Below are 16,095 nucleotides of genomic sequence, written 5' to 3' on the forward strand. Positions count from 1 at the left end.
AGGGATCGTGCTTCGGGTAGGGTGCCCAGCATGTTCGCGCTGCAGACCCAGAACTGGTGGTGGACCGCTCATCCGGCGGCCCACTGACTGCGCGTACCACCGACGCATCGCGAAGGCCGCCCGAGGGGCGGCCTTCCGCGTTTCCCGGGCCGTTCCTCTCCGCACCGGAAGGAACCCTCCCCATGCCCAGCGACACCGCCCGGCCCGCCGGCACCGCCGCCCTGCTCGCCCGGCTCACCGGCCCGGTCGCCCCGCCCTTCGCCCTCCTCCACCGCCGCACGCCCGGCCTCCCCCAGGGGGCCGGAGACGGAGCGGGCGCGCCCGGCGGCACCGTCGAGCTGCTCCTCGGCCCCGTCGAGGAGGCCGAGCGCCTCGCCGACATCCCGCTGCCCACCGGCCGGCCCGCAGGCGGCCGCCCCGTCCACGACGCCCTCGCCCTCGTGCCCTTCCGGCAGATCCGCGAGCGCGGCTTCGACGTCCGCGACGACGGCACCCCGCTGGCCGTCCTGCGCCCCGAGGAGAGCCACGAGCTGCCCCTCGGCGACGTCCTCGCCGCCCTGCCCGCCCACGCCGTCCGCGTGGAGGGCGGCGCCTTCGACGTGAGCGACGACGCCTACGCGGACATCGTCCGGCGCGTGATCGAGGACGAGATCGGCACCGGCGAAGGCGCCAACTTCGTGATCCGGCGGACCTTCGAGGGCGAGATCCACGGCTTCACCCCCGCCGACGCCCTCGCCCTCTTCCGCCGCCTGCTGGCCGGCGAGCGCGGCGCCTACTGGACGTACGTCGTGCACACCGGCGACCGCACGCTCGTCGGGGCCAGCCCGGAGGTGCACGTGCGGATGTCCGGCGGGACGGTCGTGATGAACCCCATCAGCGGCACCTACCGCTACCCCGCCTCCGGCCCCGCCAAGGACGGTCTGCTGGCCTTCCTCCACGACCGCAAGGAGGTCGAGGAGCTGTCCATGGTCGTGGACGAGGAGCTGAAGATGATGTGCACCGTCGGCGACATGGGCGGCGTCGTCGTCGGACCGAGGCTGAAGGAGATGGCCCACCTCGCCCACACCGAGTACGAGCTGCGCGGCCGCTCCTCCCTGGACGTGCGCGACGTGCTGCGCGAGACCATGTTCGCTGCGACCGTCACCGGCTCCCCCGTGCAGAACGCCTGCCGCGTCATCGAGCGCCACGAACCCGGCGGGCGCGGCTACTACTCGGGCGCCCTCGCGCTCATCGGCCGCGACGCCGGCGGCGCCCGCACCCTGGACTCGCCCATCCTCATCCGCACCGCCGACATCGACCGCCGCGGGCGGCTGCGCGTCGGGGTCGGCGCCACGCTCGTGCGCCGCTCCGACCCGTACGCCGAGGTCGCCGAGACCCACGCCAAGGCGGCCGGCGTCCTCGCCGCCCTCGGCGTGCGCACCCCGCGGCCGGACCGGCCCGCGGCGCCGGCCCTGCGGCTCGCCGACGACCCGCAGGTACGGGCCGCGCTCGACGCCCGCCGCGCGGACCTCGCACCCTTCTGGCTGCGCATGCAGGCCGTGGACAGCGCTGCCGGCGCTGACAGCGCCTCCACCGCCCGGCTGACCGGGCACGCCCTGGTGATCGACGGCGAGGACACCTTCACGGCCATGCTGGCCCACCTGCTGCGCACGTCCGGCCTGGAGGTGACCGTACGGCGCTACGACGAGCCCGGCCTGCGCGCGGCCGCCCTCGCCCACGAGGGCCCCGTCGTACTGGGCCCCGGCCCCGGCAACCCCTCCGACGCGACCGACCCGAAGATGCGGCTGCTCCGCGCCCTCGCGGCGGAGCTCCTGCGCAGCCACCGGCACGGGCTGCTGGGCGTGTGCCTGGGGCACGAGCTGATCGCGGCGGAGCTGGGGCTGGAGATCGTCCGCAAGGACGTGCCGTACCAGGGGGCGCAGGAGCGGATCGACTTCTTCGGGCGGCCCGAGACCGTGGGGTTCTACAACACGTTCACGGCGCGGTGCGAGGCGGAGGCCGAGGGGGAGCTGGCGCTCCACCGGGTGGAGCTGAGCCGGGATCCCCGCAGCGGGGACGTGCACGCCCTGCGGGGGCCCGGGTTCGCGGGCGTGCAGTTCCACCCGGAGTCGGTGCTGACCTTGGACGGTGCAGCGATCATCGCCGGACTGCTGGCCGCGGTACTCGTCTGACCCGCCGCTGCGCGGCGGGACCGTCCCACCCACCCACCCGTTCACTCGGAGTGTGATGGCTCTCCGGTAACGGGCGGGTGGGTGGGCGAAACCGCGCCGGAGGCGCGGCGGACCCGGCGTTCAGCCGAAGAAGACCTTCACCTCCTCGTAGCGCTCGACGGGCACCGTCTTCAGGCGAGCCGTGGCCTCAGCCAAAGGCACGCGGACGATGTCCGTACCCCGCAGCGCCACCATCCGCCCGAAGTCCCGCTCCCGCACCGCATCGATCGCGTGCAGCCCGAACCGCGTCGCCAGCCACCGGTCGAACGCGCTGGGCGTGCCGCCCCGCTGGACGTGGCCCAGCACGGTGGTCCGCGCCTCCTTGCCCGTGCGCCGTTCGATCTCCTTCGCCAGCCACTCCCCGACGCCGGACAGCCGCACGTGCCCGAAGGCGTCGTGGGACGAGCCGTCCTTGAGGACGAGGTCGCCGTCCTTGGGCATGGCGCCCTCCGCGACCACCACGATGGGCGCGTAGCTGGCGCGGAAGCGGGAGGTGACCCAGCCGCAGATCTCGTCGAGGTCGAAGCGCTGCTCGGGGATGAGGATGACGTTGGCCCCGCCGGCGAGGCCGGAGTGCAGGGCGATCCAGCCGGCGTGCCGGCCCATGACCTCCACGACGAGGACGCGCATGTGGGATTCGGCGGTGGTGTGCAGGCGGTCGATGGCCTCGGTGGCGATGCCGACGGCGGTGTCGAAGCCGAAGGTGTAGTCGGTGGCGGAGAGGTCGTTGTCGATGGTCTTGGGAACGCCCACGCAGGGGATGCCGTGCTCGGCCCAGAGGAGCGCGGCGACGCCGAGGGTGTCCTCGCCGCCGATGGCGACGAGGGCGTCCACCTCGTCCGCGGCGAGGTTCTCGCGGATGCGCCGGATGCCGCCGGGTTCCTTGAAGGGGTTGGTGCGCGAGGAGCCGAGCACGGTGCCGCCGCGCGGGAGGATGCCGCGCACGGCGGGGATGTCGAGCCGGGACGTGGCGCCGTGGAGGAGGCCGCGCCAGCCGTCCCGGTAGCCGATGAAGTCGTAGGAATGGTCCTGGACGCCCTTGCGGACGACGGCGCGGATGACCGCGTTGAGCCCGGGGCAGTCACCGCCGCCGGTCAGCACTCCGATCCGCATGACACTCTCCTTCAGCCGGAGGACGCCCGGCCGGGTCAAGGTCAGGCGTCGTCGAGACCTCGCTCTATCGCGTAGCGCACGAGCTCCACGCGGTTGTGCAACTGGAGTTTGCCCAAGGTGTTCTGCACATGGTTCTGCACCGTGCGGTGGGAAATAACCAGCCGTTCGGCGATCTGCTTGTACGACAGACCCTTGGCGACGAGGCGCAGCACCTCGGTCTCGCGGTCGGTCAGCCGGGGCGCCTTGGGCTCGTCGGGCGCGGCCGGGGCGGGGTCGGCGGCCAGCCTCCGGTACTCGCCGAGGACGAGTCCGGCGAGGCCGGGGGTGAAGACGGGGTCGCCCGCGGCGGTGCGCCGCACGGCGTCCACGAGCTCCTGGGTGCTGGCCGACTTCAGCAGGTAGCCGGTGGCGCCGGACTTCACGGCCTCCAGCACGTCGGCGTGCTCGCCGCTGGCGGAGAGGACGAGGACGCGCAGCGCGGGGTTCTCCCCCACGAGCTCCTTGCAGACGGCCACGCCGGGCAGGCCGGGCAGGTTGAGGTCGAGGACCAGGACGTCGGGGCCGGCGGCCTTCGCGCGGCGCACGGCCTCGGGGCCGTCCCCGGCGGTCGCCACGACGTCGTACCCGGCGGCGGCCAGGTCGCGGGCCACGGCGTCGCGCCACATGGGGTGGTCGTCGACGACCATGACCCTCACGGCGCGCTCGGTGGGTGCTCCGGCTTGCGTTTCGCTCATCTCGCTCATCGCTGTTCTTTCCCGTTCCCCCGTGGAACCTTCAGTTCGACTTCCGTGCCCTGGCCGGGGACGGACACCAGCTCGGCGCTGCCGCCCAGGTCCCTCAGCCGCCCGCGGATCGACAGGGCGACGCCCATCCGCCCCTCCCGTTCGGCGTCCGCGAGCCGGCCCTCGGGGATGCCGGGGCCGTCGTCCCGCACGGTGACGATCACCGCGTCGGGCTCGTCCTCCAGCAGGATCCAGGCCCGCGCCCCCTCGCCCGCGTGCTTGCGCACATTGTCCAGGGCGGCGCCGACGGCGGCGGCGAGCTCGGCGGCGGCGGCCGCCTCCAGCAGGACGGCGGTGCCGGGCCCGGCGAAGGAGACGTCGGCGCCCGCGTGCGGGGCGAGCAGCGCTCCCACGTCGATGGGGCCGGTGGGGACCGGCGGGGCGGCCGCCACGGCGCCGACGAGCTCGGCGTCCCCGGCGAGCTCCTCGGCGGAGCGCTGCGGGGGCAGCAGGCCCCCGGCGACCAGGGTGCGCAGGGCGATCTCCTGCTCGCCGGCCATCCGGCCGAGCTCGGCCGCCTCGCCGCCGAGCGCGGCACCGCGCCGCTGCACCATGGCCAGCACCTGAAGGACGCCGTCGTGGATGTCGCGGGCGAGCCGCTCGCGCTCACGGGTGGCGGCCTCGATCCGCAGGGCGCGGGCGAGGGTGCGCTCACTGGCGCGGGCGACCTCGACGATGTAGCCGATGGCGATGCTGGAGACCCACACCAGGAGCACGTTGTGGACGGTGTCCCGGGCGGGGCTGCCGCGCTCGGCGAGGTTGGCGACGGCCACGAGGGTGGAGCCGACGGCCGCCCAGCGCCAGCCGCCCTTGATGGCCAGGCCCAGTACGGCGCCGCCGGTCCATATGGACGGCAGGGTGGCCGCGCCGCCGTCGATGCGGGCCGGGGAGTCCACGGCGGCGGTGATGAGGATTCCGGCGAGTGCCAGGGTCAGGTCGGCGATGAGGAACCGTTTCGTGCAGCGCTCCGGCGCCGAGGTCCGGTTCCACGTGAGCGCCATCCACGCGGTGAGTACGCCCATGTAGAGGGCGCCGCCGAGCGGATGGGCGTACTCGTGGTAGTTGATGGCGAAGATCGCCAGGGCGTAGCAGAGCGTCAGAATGCGGTAGCCGGTCAGCGCGCGCCACAGCGGCAGCTCCACCGACATCCGTACGACGCGCGGCTTCCTGCTGCGCGGTGTCATCGACCAACCCCCGAGCCGGGCGCGCTGCGCCGCCGGCTGCCGCTCCCCTTTACTTCCCGCCCTGATCGGCCTTGCCGAGCCCGGCGGCCTTCGCCGCCTTCTCCTCCTCGGCCTTCCGCTTCGCCTCGTCCGCGATCTGCCGCTTGGCGGCGGTCGCGTAGATGTCCACGTACTCCTGGCCCGAGAGCTCCATGATCTTGTACATGACCTCGTCGGTGACCGAGCGCAGGATGAAGCGGTCGCCGTCCATGCCGTGGTAGCGGCTGAAGTCCAGCGGCTCCCCGATGCGGATGCCCGGGCGCACCATCTTGGGCAGCACCTTGCCCGGGGGCTGCACCTTCTCGGTGTCGATCATGGCCACGGGGATCACCGGCGCCCCGGACAGCAGGGCCACCCGGGCGAGCCCGCCCGGCTTGCCCCGGTAGAGACGGCCGTCGGGGGATCGGGTGCCCTCGGGGTAGATGCCGAACAGCTCACCGCGCGCCAGCACGTCCAGGCCGCTCTTGACCGCGGCCTCACCCGCGCCGCGGGCACCCGAACGGTCGACGGGCAGCTGGCCGACGCCCTTGAAGAACGCGGCCGTCAGCTTCCCCTTGACTCCGGGGGAGGTGAAGTATTCCTGCTTCGCGATGAACGTGACCTTACGGTCGAGCACCGCGGGTAGGAAGAACGAATCCGAGAACGACAGGTGGTTGCTCGCGAGGATCGCGGGCCCTTCGGCCGGGATGTTCTCCAGGCCCTCCACCCACGGCCGGAAGGCAAGCTTCAGCGACCCGCCGATGGACACCTTCATAGCGCCGTAGAACAACCGAGAACCTCCTGTGTGTGACGAGGAGACCTTAACCTGCCTACCCGCCGTGCGGCGCTCCGCGTACGCTGAGGACCGGACCCTCTGTGTCCTCCCTTGCCCCCGTTCCACCGATCGGAGATCCCGGTGCCGCTCCTCCCCGGAGCCGAGCCGTTCCGCCATGAAGGCGGAGAGGTAGGCGTCCTCGTGTGTCACGGCTTCACCGGTTCCCCGCAGTCCGTGCGGCCCTGGGCGGACCACCTGGCCGGGCGCGGCCTGAGCGTCTCGCTGCCGCTGCTGCCCGGGCACGGCACCCGCTGGCAGGACATGCAGCTCACCGGCTGGCAGGACTGGTACGCGGAGGTCGACCACGCGCTGCGGGAGCTGCGCGAGCGCTGCTCGCAGGTGTTCGTGTGCGGCCTGTCGATGGGCGGGGCGCTCGCCCTGCGCCTCGCGGCCCGCCACGGGGATGCGATCAGCGGCATCGTCCTCGTCAACCCGGGCAACAAGGTGCACGGCGTGACGGCGAAGGCGCTGCCCGTCGTACGCCACTTCGTGCGCTCCACCAAGGGCATCGCGAGCGACATCGCCAAGCCCGGCGCCCAGGAGGTCGGCTACGACCGGGTGCCGCTGCACGCCGCGCACTCGGTGCGCCGCTTCTTCCGGCTCGTCGACGCCGAACTGCCCCAGGTCACCCAGCCCTTGCTGCTGATGCACAGCCCCGAGGACCACATCGTCCCGCCGGCCGACTCCGCCCGCATCCTCGCCCGCGTCTCCTCCCGGGACGTCACCGAGCGACTGCTGGAGCGCAGCTACCACGTGGCCACCTTGGACCACGACGCCGAGCGCATCTTCGAGGACACCTACGCGTTCATCGGCCGGCTCTCCGGCGTCGGCTCCCAGGAGGGGACGGCCGCCCGTGGCTGAGCGTGACGCGGGCCGCGACGAGAGCCGCGACCCGCTCGACGAGGACGCGGCCTGGGCGGAGCTCGTCGCCGCGTACGGGGAACAGCCCGACCCCGCGACCGGCCGCTGGCCGGCCACGGGCGACGACACCCCGGCCGGGGCCGGGAAGGACGCCCCGGAGAAGGAGACCCCCGGGAAGGCCGCCTCGGGCAAGGATGCCCCGGGCAAGGATGTCTCGGGGGAGGACGCCTCCTCCGAGCCCCCCGCGGCACGGGAGGAGCCCCCGGGCAGCTTCATCGTCTACGCGCCCGGCGTCGGCCCCCGCGACTGGAGCACGCCGGAGCCCCCGGAGGACGGCGCGGACGATGCCGACGACGAGGGCCACTTCATCCCGCCCGAGCCGCCGCCCCTGCCCACCGGGGACGTCACCGCCCGCTTCGCCTGGATCGCCGTGCTGGGCGGTCCGCTGCTGCTCCTGATCATGGTGCTGCTGCAGCAGCAGCTCACCTGGTGGGTGACGACCGTCGGTGTCGGCGGCTTCCTGGGCGGCTTCGCCACGCTCGTCCTGCGGATGAAGGACAGCGACGACGAGGACGACGACCCGGGGCGCGGCGCGGTGGTGTGAACCGCTTGCCCTACGCGGCCGGCACCCGCAAAGCCGCCAGCACCGGCAGGTGATCCGTGGCGGCCCGGAGGTCTCGTTCCGAGACTCCGGGCAGCCCCATCGGCACCCCGCACCCCAGCACCTCCACCCCTTCCGTCGCGAAGACCGCGTCGATCCGCTGCAGCGGATCGCCCAGCCGGGTGGTGTGCTCCCTCCCCCACGGCTTCGTCGCCCAGCCGTCCTGCAGGGCGTCGGCCAGCAGGCCGAAGGTGCGGCCGTCGGGGCGGTCGTTGAGATCGCCCGCGGCGACGGCGTGCGGCACGTCCATGGCGGCCAGCCGGTCCAGGAGCAGCCGGCCCTGTTCGTAGCGCTCCCAGTCCTTGATGCTCAGGTGACAGCTGAGAACACCGAGCCGGGCGCGGCCGAAGCGGAGCACCGCGGTCGAGAAGCCCCGCTGGTGGAGGCCGGGGGTACGGGGCAGCAGGACGTCCTCGGTGCGCTCCACGTGGGCGCGGAGCGAGGAGAGGATCATGGGCCCGGAGGCGGTGGCGCCGCCCGAGACGTGGACGAGCCCGGAGGTCCGGGCGAGCCGGGCGGCGGCCTTGCGCCAGCGGAAGAAGCGGGGCGCCTCCTGAACGCAGACGACGTCGGGCCGGCAGGCCCGGATGACCCGGGCGAGGGCCGCGACGTCGTCGCGCATGGAGCGGATGTTGTAGCTGAGCACGCGGATGACCACCGAGCCGTCCGGCTCGGTACGCGATGCCGGGAGGTCCGCCAGGACGTCTGCGCTCATGCGCTCGCCGATCCCTTCCGCCGCAACGGCGCGATGCGAGACGGCGGCCTGGGGGTCCCCCCCCCCCCCCAGCGGTAGCTGGGGGAGGTGCCGAATCCACTTGAGCCGAGTTCGGCACCGCCGGCATGCGCCGTCGTGGTTGACGTCCGCCGCGGCGGACAGGAACGGGGGGCGCCCCCCGGACCGCGGAACTACCCCTGCCGGGCCAGGTCGGCCGCGCCGACCAGCCCCGCCTTACCCCCGAGCTGTGCGGCCAGCACCTGCGCGTGCGGGCGCCACTGGCCGCCGATCAGCCAGCGCTTGAAGGACTTGCGGATCGGGTCGAGCACGAGGTCGCCCTCGTCCGAGACGCCGCCGCCCACGATGAACGCGGAGGGGTCGAAGAGCGAGGCCAGGTCGGCCAGGCCCGCGCCCGCCCAGCGGGCCAGCTCGCGGAAGGAGTCGATGGCGACCGGGTCGCCCTGCCGGGCGGCGGCGCTGATGTGCTTGCCCTCGATGCCCTCGACCGTGCCGTCGCCGAGGCCCAGCAGGATCGTGGCGTTCTCGGGGGTGGCGTTGGCGCGCTGCTTGGCGTAGCGCACGAGCGCGCGCCCGGAGGCGTACTGCTCCCAGCAGCCCTGGCTGCCGCAGCCGCACAGCAGGCCGTCGGGGACGACCCGGATGTGGCCGAACTCGGCGGCCACGCCGAAGCGGCCGCGGCGGAGCTTGTTGCCGATGATGATGCCGCCGCCGAGGCCGGTGCCCAGGGTGATGCAGATGACGTCGTCGTGGCCCTGGCCGGCGCCGAAGCGGTACTCGCCCCAGGCCGCGGCGTTGGCGTCGTTCTCGACGACGACGGGGAGGCCGACGCGCTGCTCGACCTTGTCCTTCAGTGCCTCGTGGCGCCAGTTGATGTTCGGGGCGAAGAGGACGGTGGCCCGCTTGTCGTCCACGTAGCCGGCGGCGCCGATGCCGACGGCCTCCACGTCGTGGTCGGCGCTGACCGTGCGCACCGCGTCCGCGATGGCGTCGATGACGCCCTCGGGGGTCGACGGGGTCGGCACTTTGCACGTCGCGAGGATGTTGCCCGCTTCGTCGACCACACCGGCCGCGATCTTCGTGCCGCCGATGTCGACGCCGATGGTGAGTCCCATGTGTCCCTCAGTTTTTCGCTCGAACCCCGCCGCGACCCACCGTACCGGAGCCGGGGATCAGTCGAGGTCGATGCGCTCGCTCCCGCCCTTGCCCCCGTCACCTTCGCCGGGTCCGGCGGGCTTTGCGGGGTGCTGCACGGGCTCGTCGCGCACCCAGCGGGCCTCCTGGCCCCGGACCGCCGCGCGGTAGGCGGCCAGGAGTTCGGAGCCGGCGGAGGCGAGGTGGTCGAAGACGTCGGGGTTGCGCTCGATGACGGGCTCGACGACGGCCTTCGCCTGGGCGACGACCTGCTGGACGACGCCCTGGGCGGTGCCGCCCCCGAGCGGCAGCTGCATGCCGGAGACCTTGTCGGCGACGGCGTCGACGAGCTTGCGCAGCTCCTCGGCGGCGGTGCCGGGCGGCGGGCCCTGCTGCGCGCGCCTGCGGGCGCGCTCGGCCGCGAGGTCCTCGGCGCAGGCCTGCTCCCAGGCATCGGGGTCGGGCGCCGCCTCGGGTGCGGGGCGCTCGGTGTGATCGCTCATGGCAGCGCCTCCTGGCTCCTGCAAACAGGGGTTTTCTTCGACGTTACCCGAAGGGCGGGGCGCCGTTCACGAAGACCTCGGCCACAGGTCGGGGTCGGGGGTGAAGCGTACGCACAGCGCTCCGTCCCGCAGGCCCGCGCCCGAGACGGTGCAGCGGCGCAGCGCGGAGGGCAGGGTCAGGACGCGGCGGAACGGGCCGACGCCGACGATGAGTTCGTCGCCGCGGCGCAGGAGGTCGAGGTCGCCGCGGTCGGCACCGGGCAGCGGGAGCCGCCACAGCAGGACGCCGTCGGTGGCGAGGCGGTCCTCGACGGCCGGTTCTCCGGCGCCGCCGGTGCCGCTCCAGCCGTCGAGCTCGTCGGTGAGGCCGCCGCCGGGTACGACGCCGAAGCCGCCCGCCGAACCGTTTCCGCCCCGCCCTGCCGCCGCGGCCACGCCGATGGTGGTCGAGCGCGCCCGCGCGGCGAGCTCGGCGAGGTCCTGCGGGCCGCGCGGGCCACGGCCGAGGTGCGGCAGCTCGCAGACGGTGACGCCGTCGACGAGGAACTCCTCGTGCAGGGTCTTGTAGGCGGCGCGCTGCTCGGTGACGAGGCCGGCGAGCCAGGGGCCGGCGCCGGCCCCGCCGTCCGCCGCGCCGTCACCGGTGACGCCGGGCAGCAGGCGGTTGGCGACGAGGGCGTCGACGCGGCAGCCCTGAAGGGAGAGGGCGGCGCGGGCGAGGCGCAGTTCGCCGGTGGCGAGCGGGCCGGGTTCGGCGACGAGCCGCACGGTCGTGCCCTCGGCTTCGAGGACGTCCTGGACGGCGGCGAGCTCGGCCTCCCAGCGCCCGGCGGTCTCGTAGAGCCGCTGGGTGGGCATGGGCACGCCGGCGAGCTGGGCGAGCACGGGCCGCAGGGCACGCGCGGCCTGCCGCTCGGCGGGCAGCAGCCTGCGCAGGTAGCGGCGCAGCTGCTCGGGGAGGGCCAGCAGCCGCACCGTGGCGTGCAGGGGCGGCATGTCGGCGACGAGCAGGTCGTAGCCCCCGTCCGCGTGGGCGGCGCGCAGGGCGGTGAGGAGCGCGAGGGGCTCGGCGCCGGGGAGTTCGGTGAGCTCCTCGGGGTCGAGGGGGCTCGCGCCGAGCAGGTCGAAGAGGGAGGCGCCGCGGTCCTGCAGGTCGCGGGCGCGGTCCTGGAAGTGCTCGCCGGTGGCGATGCGGGCGGCGTGGAGCCCGGGCGCCGGCTCGGCCGGCGGGCCCCAGAGCGCGCCGCCGCCCGCCTCGGGTGCGGGCAGGGCGGTGCCGAGCACGGCCTCGGGTGCGGGGCCGCGGTCGGCGGTCAGGAGCAGGACGCGCCGCCCCTCGCGGGCCGCGGCGAGGGCCGTGGCCGCCGCGGCGGTGGTGCGGCCCGCGCCGCCGGGACCGGTGACGAGGACCGTGCGCAAGGGGGGAGCCTCCAGCGGTGAACGTATGTAAGGCGGTCAGCGGCCGGGGCTCAGGAGGCCGCGCCGCTCTCGACGCGCTTCTTGAGGCCGTCGAGGGCGCGGTCGATGATGACCTTCTCCGCCTTGCGCTTGATCATCCCGAGCATGGGGATCTTGACGTCGACGGTGAGCTGGTAGGTGACCTCGGTGTGCTTGCCGCCCGCGGCGGGCGCGAGGCTGTAGGAGCCGTCGATCTGGCGCAGCATCTGCGACTTCACCAGCGACCAGCTGACCACATTCTCTTCCGGCCAGCTGTAGGCCAGCACGTGGTCGTCCTTGATGGCGCCCGCGTCGAGCACGAGGCGCACCTGCGTGGCCCGGCCCTGCTCGTCCTTCTCCAGCACCTCGGCCTGCTTGACCTCGCCGGTCCACTCCGCGTAGCGGCCGAAGTCGGCGATCACGGCCATCACCTCGGCAGGGGTCGCCTCGATCGTGATGCTCGAGCTGGTGTGTTCCGCCATCTCCGTGGCTCCTCCGTACCGGTCCGCCGCCTGGGGGTCTTGCCGCTGAAGGCTACCTCGCGCCGCCCGTCACCACTCCAGCACCCAGGGTGTTCCCGTGGAGGCGAAGTGGCCGACGTTGACGCATTCCGTCCCCCCGATCCGCATCCGGCGGGCGAGCGGCTGGTGGACGTGGCCGAAGAGCGCGTAGCGGGGGCGAGTGGCGCGGATGGCGTCGAGGAGGACGGAGCTGCCGCGCTCGAAGCGCCGGGCGACGGTGTCGTAGCAGAGTTCGGGCACGTCGGGCGGGATGTGCGAGCAGAGGACGTCGACGTCGCCGAGGGCCGCGACCTTCGCCGCGTACTCCTCCTCGGAGACCTCGTAGGGGGTGCGCATGGGCGAGGGGAGGCCGCCGCCGACGAAACCGAAGACGAGTCCGCCGATCTCGGCCCGTTCCCCGTCGAGGACGGTCGTGCCCTCGCGGGCGAATTCCGGCCAGAGACGGGGGATGTCGACATTTCCGTACGTGGCGTACGTGGGCGCGGGGAAGGCGGCGAAGAGCTCGGTGTACTGCTTGCGGACGGCGGCCTCGATGGCGGAGTCCCGGTCCATGCCGTGCCACAGGCTCCGCGCCAGCTCACGGGCGTCGTCGAAGCGGCGCGCGGTGCGCAGCGCGACGATCCGGTCGGCGTTCTCCACGCCGAAGAGCTCGGGGAAGATGCCGCGCGAGTGGTCCGCGTAGTCGAGGAAGAGGACCAGGTCGCCCAGGCAGATCAGGGCGTCGGCGCCGTCGCCCGCCCGGGCGAGGGCCGTGCTGTTGCCGTGCACGTCACTGACCACATGAACCCTCATACCGCCTCCATGCCGATCACCCTAGGCGCTGCGGCGCGGCCTCCGGAAGGGCTGCGACCTGCGGTTACTTCTGTGGTTACTTCCGGGTCACCAAACGGACCGGCTAGGGTGCGGGGAGCAGTCCCGCGGCATGTGACGCAGAGAACATCTGGGCGCAGCCCCCTATTCGAAAGCCGTACTGGTGGGTAACGTCCGGGCAGTCCACTACCCCCCTTGCCTGATCATGGACCGCAGCCGACGCAGCGCCCCTCGAAGACGCGGCGGCGCCGGCGCCCGACGAGGAGCAGCAGTCTTGCGCGAGTTCAGCCTTCCGGCCCTCTATGAGGTCCCTGCGGACGGAAACCTGACGGATCTGATCCGCCGCAACGCCGCGCAGCGCCCCGACGTCGCCGTCATAGGCCGCAAGGCCGGCAACCGGTGGGAGGACGTCAGTGCGGCGCAGTTCCTCGCCGAGGTCCGGGCGGCAGCCAAAGGTCTGATCGCCTCCGGTGTGCGGCCGGGCGACCGGGTCGGGCTGATGTCCCGCACCCGCTACGAGTGGACGCTGCTGGACTTCGCGATCTGGAGCGCCGGCGGCGTCACCGTGCCGGTGTACGAGACGAGCTCGCCCGAGCAGATCCAGTGGATCCTCAGCGACTCCGGCGCCGTCGCCTGCCTCGTCGAGACCGCCGCGCACGAGGAGGCCGTCGAGTCCGTCAAGGACCGGCTGCCCGAGCTCTCCCGCGTCTGGCAGATCGAGGCCGGCGGCGTGGCTGCGCTGCGCGAGGCCGGCGCCGGCATCACGGACGAGGAGGTCGACGAGCGCAGCGGCCTCGCGAACGCCGACTCGCCCGCGACCATCGTCTACACCTCGGGCACCACGGGCCGCCCCAAGGGCTGCGTGCTCACCCACCGCGCGTTCTTCGCCGAGTGCGGCAATGCGGTGGAGCGGCTCAAGCCGCTGTTCAACACGGGCGAGTCGTCCGTCCTGCTCTTCCTCCCCACCGCCCACGTCTTCGGGCGCCTGGTGGAGATCTCCGCGATGCTGGCGCCGATCCGCCTCGGCTGCGTGCCCGACATCCGCAACCTCACCGACGAGCTCGCCTCCTTCCGCCCCACGCTGATCCTGGGCGTGCCGCGCGTCTTCGAGAAGGTCTACAACGGCGCCCGCGCCAAGGCCCAGGCCGACGGCAAGGGCAAGATCTTCGACAAGGCCGCCGACACCGCCATCGCCTACAGCCGGGCCCTCGACACCCCGTCCGGGCCGGGCCTGGGCCTGCGCATCAAGCACGCCGTCTTCGACAAGCTCGTCTACGGCAAGCTGCGGGCCGTCCTCGGCGGCCGGGCCACCCACGCCATCTCCGGCGGCGCGCCGCTGGGCGAGCGCCTGGGCCACTTCTACCGCGGCATCGGCTTCACGGTCCTGGAGGGCTACGGCCTGACCGAGTCCTGTGCGGCGACCGCGTTCAACCCCTGGGACCGGCCGAAGATCGGCACCGTCGGGCAGCCGCTGCCCGGCTCCGTCGTGCGCATCGCCGACGACGGCGAGGTCCTGCTGCACGGCGAGCACCTCTTCCAGGGCTACTGGAACAACGAGGCGGCCACCGAGGAGGCGCTGTCCGACGCCTGGTTCCACACCGGCGACCTCGGCACCCTCGACGAGGACGGCTACCTCACGATCACCGGCCGCAAGAAGGAGATCATCGTCACCGCGGGCGGCAAGAACGTCGCCCCGGCCGTGATCGAGGACCGCATCCGGGCCCACGCCCTGATCGCCGAGTGCATGGTCGTCGGCGACGGCCGCCCGTTCGTCGGCGCACTCGTCACCCTCGACGAGGACTTCCTGCCGCGGTGGCTCTCCGAGCACGGCAAGCCGGCGACGACGACCGCGGCCGAGCTGGCCGAGGATGCGGATCTGCTGGCGGACGTGCAGAAGGCCGTCGACGACGGCAACGCCGCCGTCTCCAAGGCGGAGTCGGTGCGCAAGTTCCGTATCCTGCCCGCGCAGTTCACGGAGGCGTCGGGGCATGTGACGCCGTCGCTGAAGCTCAAGCGGAATGTGGTGGCGAAAGATTTCGCGGACGAGATCGAGGCCATTTACCGCGGTTGATCCCTTACATGCTTGAGGGCCGGCATCTGCCGGCCCTCAAGCATGTGCGGGCGGATCACAGCAATTCCTTGAGGCGCTCGGCCAGGAGGTCCCAGCGCCACTTCTCCTCCACCCACTGCCGCCCCCGCGCGCCCATGCGCGCGCGCAGCTGCGGGTCCCGCAGCAGCGTCACGATGCGGTCCGCGGCCTGGGCCGGCGAACCGCCCTTCACCACATAGCCCGTCTCGCCCTCCAGGACCGCGTCCGGCGCCCCGCCGGAGTCTCCGGCGACCACCGGCAGGCCCGTCGCCGAGGCCTCCAGGTAGACGATGCCGAGGCCTTCGACGTCGAGGCCGCCGCGGCGCGTGCGGCAGGGCATGGCGAAGACGTCGCCCGCCCCGTAGTGCGCGGGCAGCTCCTCCCACGGCACGGCGCCCGTGAAGCGGACGGCGTGGGCGACACCCGTCTCCTCGGCCAGCCGCCGCAGGTCGTCCCCGTACGGTCCACCGCCGACGACGAGCAGCACCGCGTCCGGAACGGCCGCCAGGATCCGCGGCATGGCCAGGATCAGCGTGTCCTGGCCCTTGCGCGGCACCAGCCGCGAGACGCACACGACCACCGGGCGGTCCGCGAGGCCGAGCCGGGCGCGGACCTCGTCGCCGCCGGAGCCGGGGTGGAAGGTCTTCTCGTCCACGCCGGGCGGCAGTTGCACCATGCGGGCCGCCGCCTCGTCCGTCAGCGCGGAGGCGATCCGCGAGCGGGTGTACTCCCCCAGGTAGGTGAGGGTGTCGGTGCCCTCGCCGATCCGCCGCAGCAGCTGCCGCGACGCGGGCAGCTGCGCCCAGCCGGCCTCGTGCCCGTGCGTGGTGCCGACCAGCCTGCGGGCGCCCGCCCGGCGCAGCGCCGGGGCCATGAGCCCGAGCGGGGCCGCGGCCCCGAACCACACCGAGGTACAGCCGTGTTCGCGCAGCAGGCCGGCCGCGCGCCGGGTCACCCGGGGCGTCGGCAGCAGCATGGTGGTGCGGTCGCGGACGACCGTGAACGGCTGCTCGGCGTCGAAGCGGGCGGTGGCCTCCGCACCCTCCTGGCCGCGCTTCCAGGTGGAGGCGTAGACGACGATGCCCGACGGGTCCAGGCGCAGCGCCATGTTGTGCAGGAACGCCTGGATGCCGCCGGGGCGGGGCGGGAAGTCGTTGGTGACGACGAGAGTCTTGTCCATCGCCGTCCGACAGTACCGGGTGCG

The 16,095-nt window shown here is 73.5% G+C and carries 16 protein-coding genes; 5 read left to right on the plus strand and 11 right to left on the minus strand.

The features are described from left to right. Positions 1 to 30 precede the first annotated feature (30 nt). Entirely contained in the window at positions 31 to 87 is a 57-nt protein-coding gene (locus FGW37_RS34105) for a trp operon leader peptide (RefSeq protein ID WP_168091012.1), read from the plus strand. A gap of 95 nt (positions 88 to 182) precedes the next feature. Beyond that, positions 183 to 2,171 carry an anthranilate synthase family protein gene (locus tag FGW37_RS08785; RefSeq protein ID WP_179080556.1) on the plus strand — a complete coding sequence of 663 codons (1,989 nt, stop codon included), beginning with the start codon at positions 183 to 185 and terminating at the stop codon, positions 2,169 to 2,171. A gap of 120 nt (positions 2,172 to 2,291) precedes the next feature. Here the strand turns inward: FGW37_RS08785 and FGW37_RS08790 are convergent, their stop codons facing one another. Genes FGW37_RS08790 through FGW37_RS08805 form a run of 4 tightly spaced genes read right to left on the minus strand, consistent with a single transcriptional unit; the run spans position 2,292 to position 6,097 of the window. Beyond that, positions 2,292 to 3,323 carry a 6-phosphofructokinase gene (locus FGW37_RS08790; protein WP_179080557.1) on the minus strand — a complete coding sequence of 344 codons (1,032 nt, stop codon included), beginning with the start codon at positions 3,321 to 3,323 and terminating at the stop codon, positions 2,292 to 2,294. A gap of 41 nt (positions 3,324 to 3,364) precedes the next feature. Then, entirely contained in the window at positions 3,365 to 4,057 is a 693-nt protein-coding gene (locus FGW37_RS08795) for a response regulator (RefSeq protein WP_179080558.1), read from the minus strand. A gap of 5 nt (positions 4,058 to 4,062) precedes the next feature. Continuing rightward, entirely contained in the window at positions 4,063 to 5,289 is a 1,227-nt protein-coding gene (gene macS / locus FGW37_RS08800) for a MacS family sensor histidine kinase (protein WP_246430318.1), read from the minus strand. A 49-nt stretch (positions 5,290 to 5,338) separates the two neighbouring features. Beyond that, positions 5,339 to 6,097, minus strand: a complete 759-nt coding sequence (locus FGW37_RS08805; protein WP_079110534.1) for a lysophospholipid acyltransferase family protein — start codon at positions 6,095 to 6,097, stop codon at positions 5,339 to 5,341. A gap of 126 nt (positions 6,098 to 6,223) precedes the next feature. On the opposite strand from FGW37_RS08805, the gene FGW37_RS08810 reads away from it, so the two are divergent. Next, positions 6,224 to 7,003: an alpha/beta hydrolase gene (locus tag FGW37_RS08810; RefSeq protein WP_179080559.1), complete on the plus strand. Its 780-nt coding sequence runs from the start codon at positions 6,224 to 6,226 to the stop codon at positions 7,001 to 7,003. Then, positions 6,996 to 7,607, plus strand: a complete 612-nt coding sequence (locus FGW37_RS08815) for a hypothetical protein (RefSeq protein ID WP_179080560.1) — start codon at positions 6,996 to 6,998, stop codon at positions 7,605 to 7,607. Before FGW37_RS08810 ends, FGW37_RS08815 begins: the two co-directional genes overlap by 8 nt. Positions 7,608 to 7,617: 10 nt before the next feature. Here the strand turns inward: FGW37_RS08815 and FGW37_RS08820 are convergent, their stop codons facing one another. From FGW37_RS08820 to FGW37_RS08845, 6 genes are all read right to left on the minus strand, one after another. Further along, complete coding sequence (locus FGW37_RS08820) at positions 7,618 to 8,379, minus strand: endonuclease/exonuclease/phosphatase family protein (RefSeq protein ID WP_179080561.1); 762 nt, start codon at positions 8,377 to 8,379, stop codon at positions 7,618 to 7,620. A gap of 191 nt (positions 8,380 to 8,570) precedes the next feature. Continuing rightward, a complete protein-coding gene (locus tag FGW37_RS08825) occupies positions 8,571 to 9,512 on the minus strand; it encodes an ROK family glucokinase (protein ID WP_058044792.1) in 942 nt (313 codons plus the stop codon). A 57-nt stretch (positions 9,513 to 9,569) separates the two neighbouring features. Continuing rightward, positions 9,570 to 10,034: a DUF5304 family protein gene (locus FGW37_RS08830; protein WP_179080562.1), complete on the minus strand. Its 465-nt coding sequence runs from the start codon at positions 10,032 to 10,034 to the stop codon at positions 9,570 to 9,572. A 66-nt stretch (positions 10,035 to 10,100) separates the two neighbouring features. After that, positions 10,101 to 11,453, minus strand: coding sequence for an ArsA family ATPase (locus tag FGW37_RS08835; protein ID WP_179080563.1), 1,353 nt, complete (start codon positions 11,451 to 11,453; stop codon positions 10,101 to 10,103). A gap of 50 nt (positions 11,454 to 11,503) precedes the next feature. Continuing rightward, entirely contained in the window at positions 11,504 to 11,953 is a 450-nt protein-coding gene (locus FGW37_RS08840) for an SRPBCC family protein (protein ID WP_058044789.1), read from the minus strand. A gap of 69 nt (positions 11,954 to 12,022) precedes the next feature. Next, the gene (locus FGW37_RS08845; RefSeq protein WP_179080564.1) at positions 12,023 to 12,784 is read right to left on the minus strand and encodes a metallophosphoesterase family protein; all 762 of its coding nucleotides are present in this window, start codon (positions 12,782 to 12,784) and stop codon (positions 12,023 to 12,025) included. A gap of 292 nt (positions 12,785 to 13,076) precedes the next feature. On the opposite strand from FGW37_RS08845, the gene FGW37_RS08850 reads away from it, so the two are divergent. Continuing rightward, positions 13,077 to 14,873 carry an AMP-dependent synthetase/ligase gene (locus FGW37_RS08850; protein ID WP_179080565.1) on the plus strand — a complete coding sequence of 599 codons (1,797 nt, stop codon included), beginning with the start codon at positions 13,077 to 13,079 and terminating at the stop codon, positions 14,871 to 14,873. Positions 14,874 to 14,928: 55 nt separating this feature from the next. Here FGW37_RS08850 and FGW37_RS08855 read toward each other — a convergent pair whose 3' ends face one another. Further along, on the minus strand, positions 14,929 to 16,071 hold the full coding sequence (locus FGW37_RS08855; protein WP_179080566.1) for a glycosyltransferase family 4 protein: 1,143 nt from the start codon (positions 16,069 to 16,071) through the stop codon (positions 14,929 to 14,931). Positions 16,072 to 16,095 lie beyond the last annotated feature (24 nt).

This window comes from Streptomyces rectiverticillatus (assembly GCF_013394065.1).
In the GTDB taxonomy this organism is placed as follows: Bacteria; Actinomycetota; Actinomycetes; order Streptomycetales; family Streptomycetaceae; genus Streptomyces; species Streptomyces rectiverticillatus.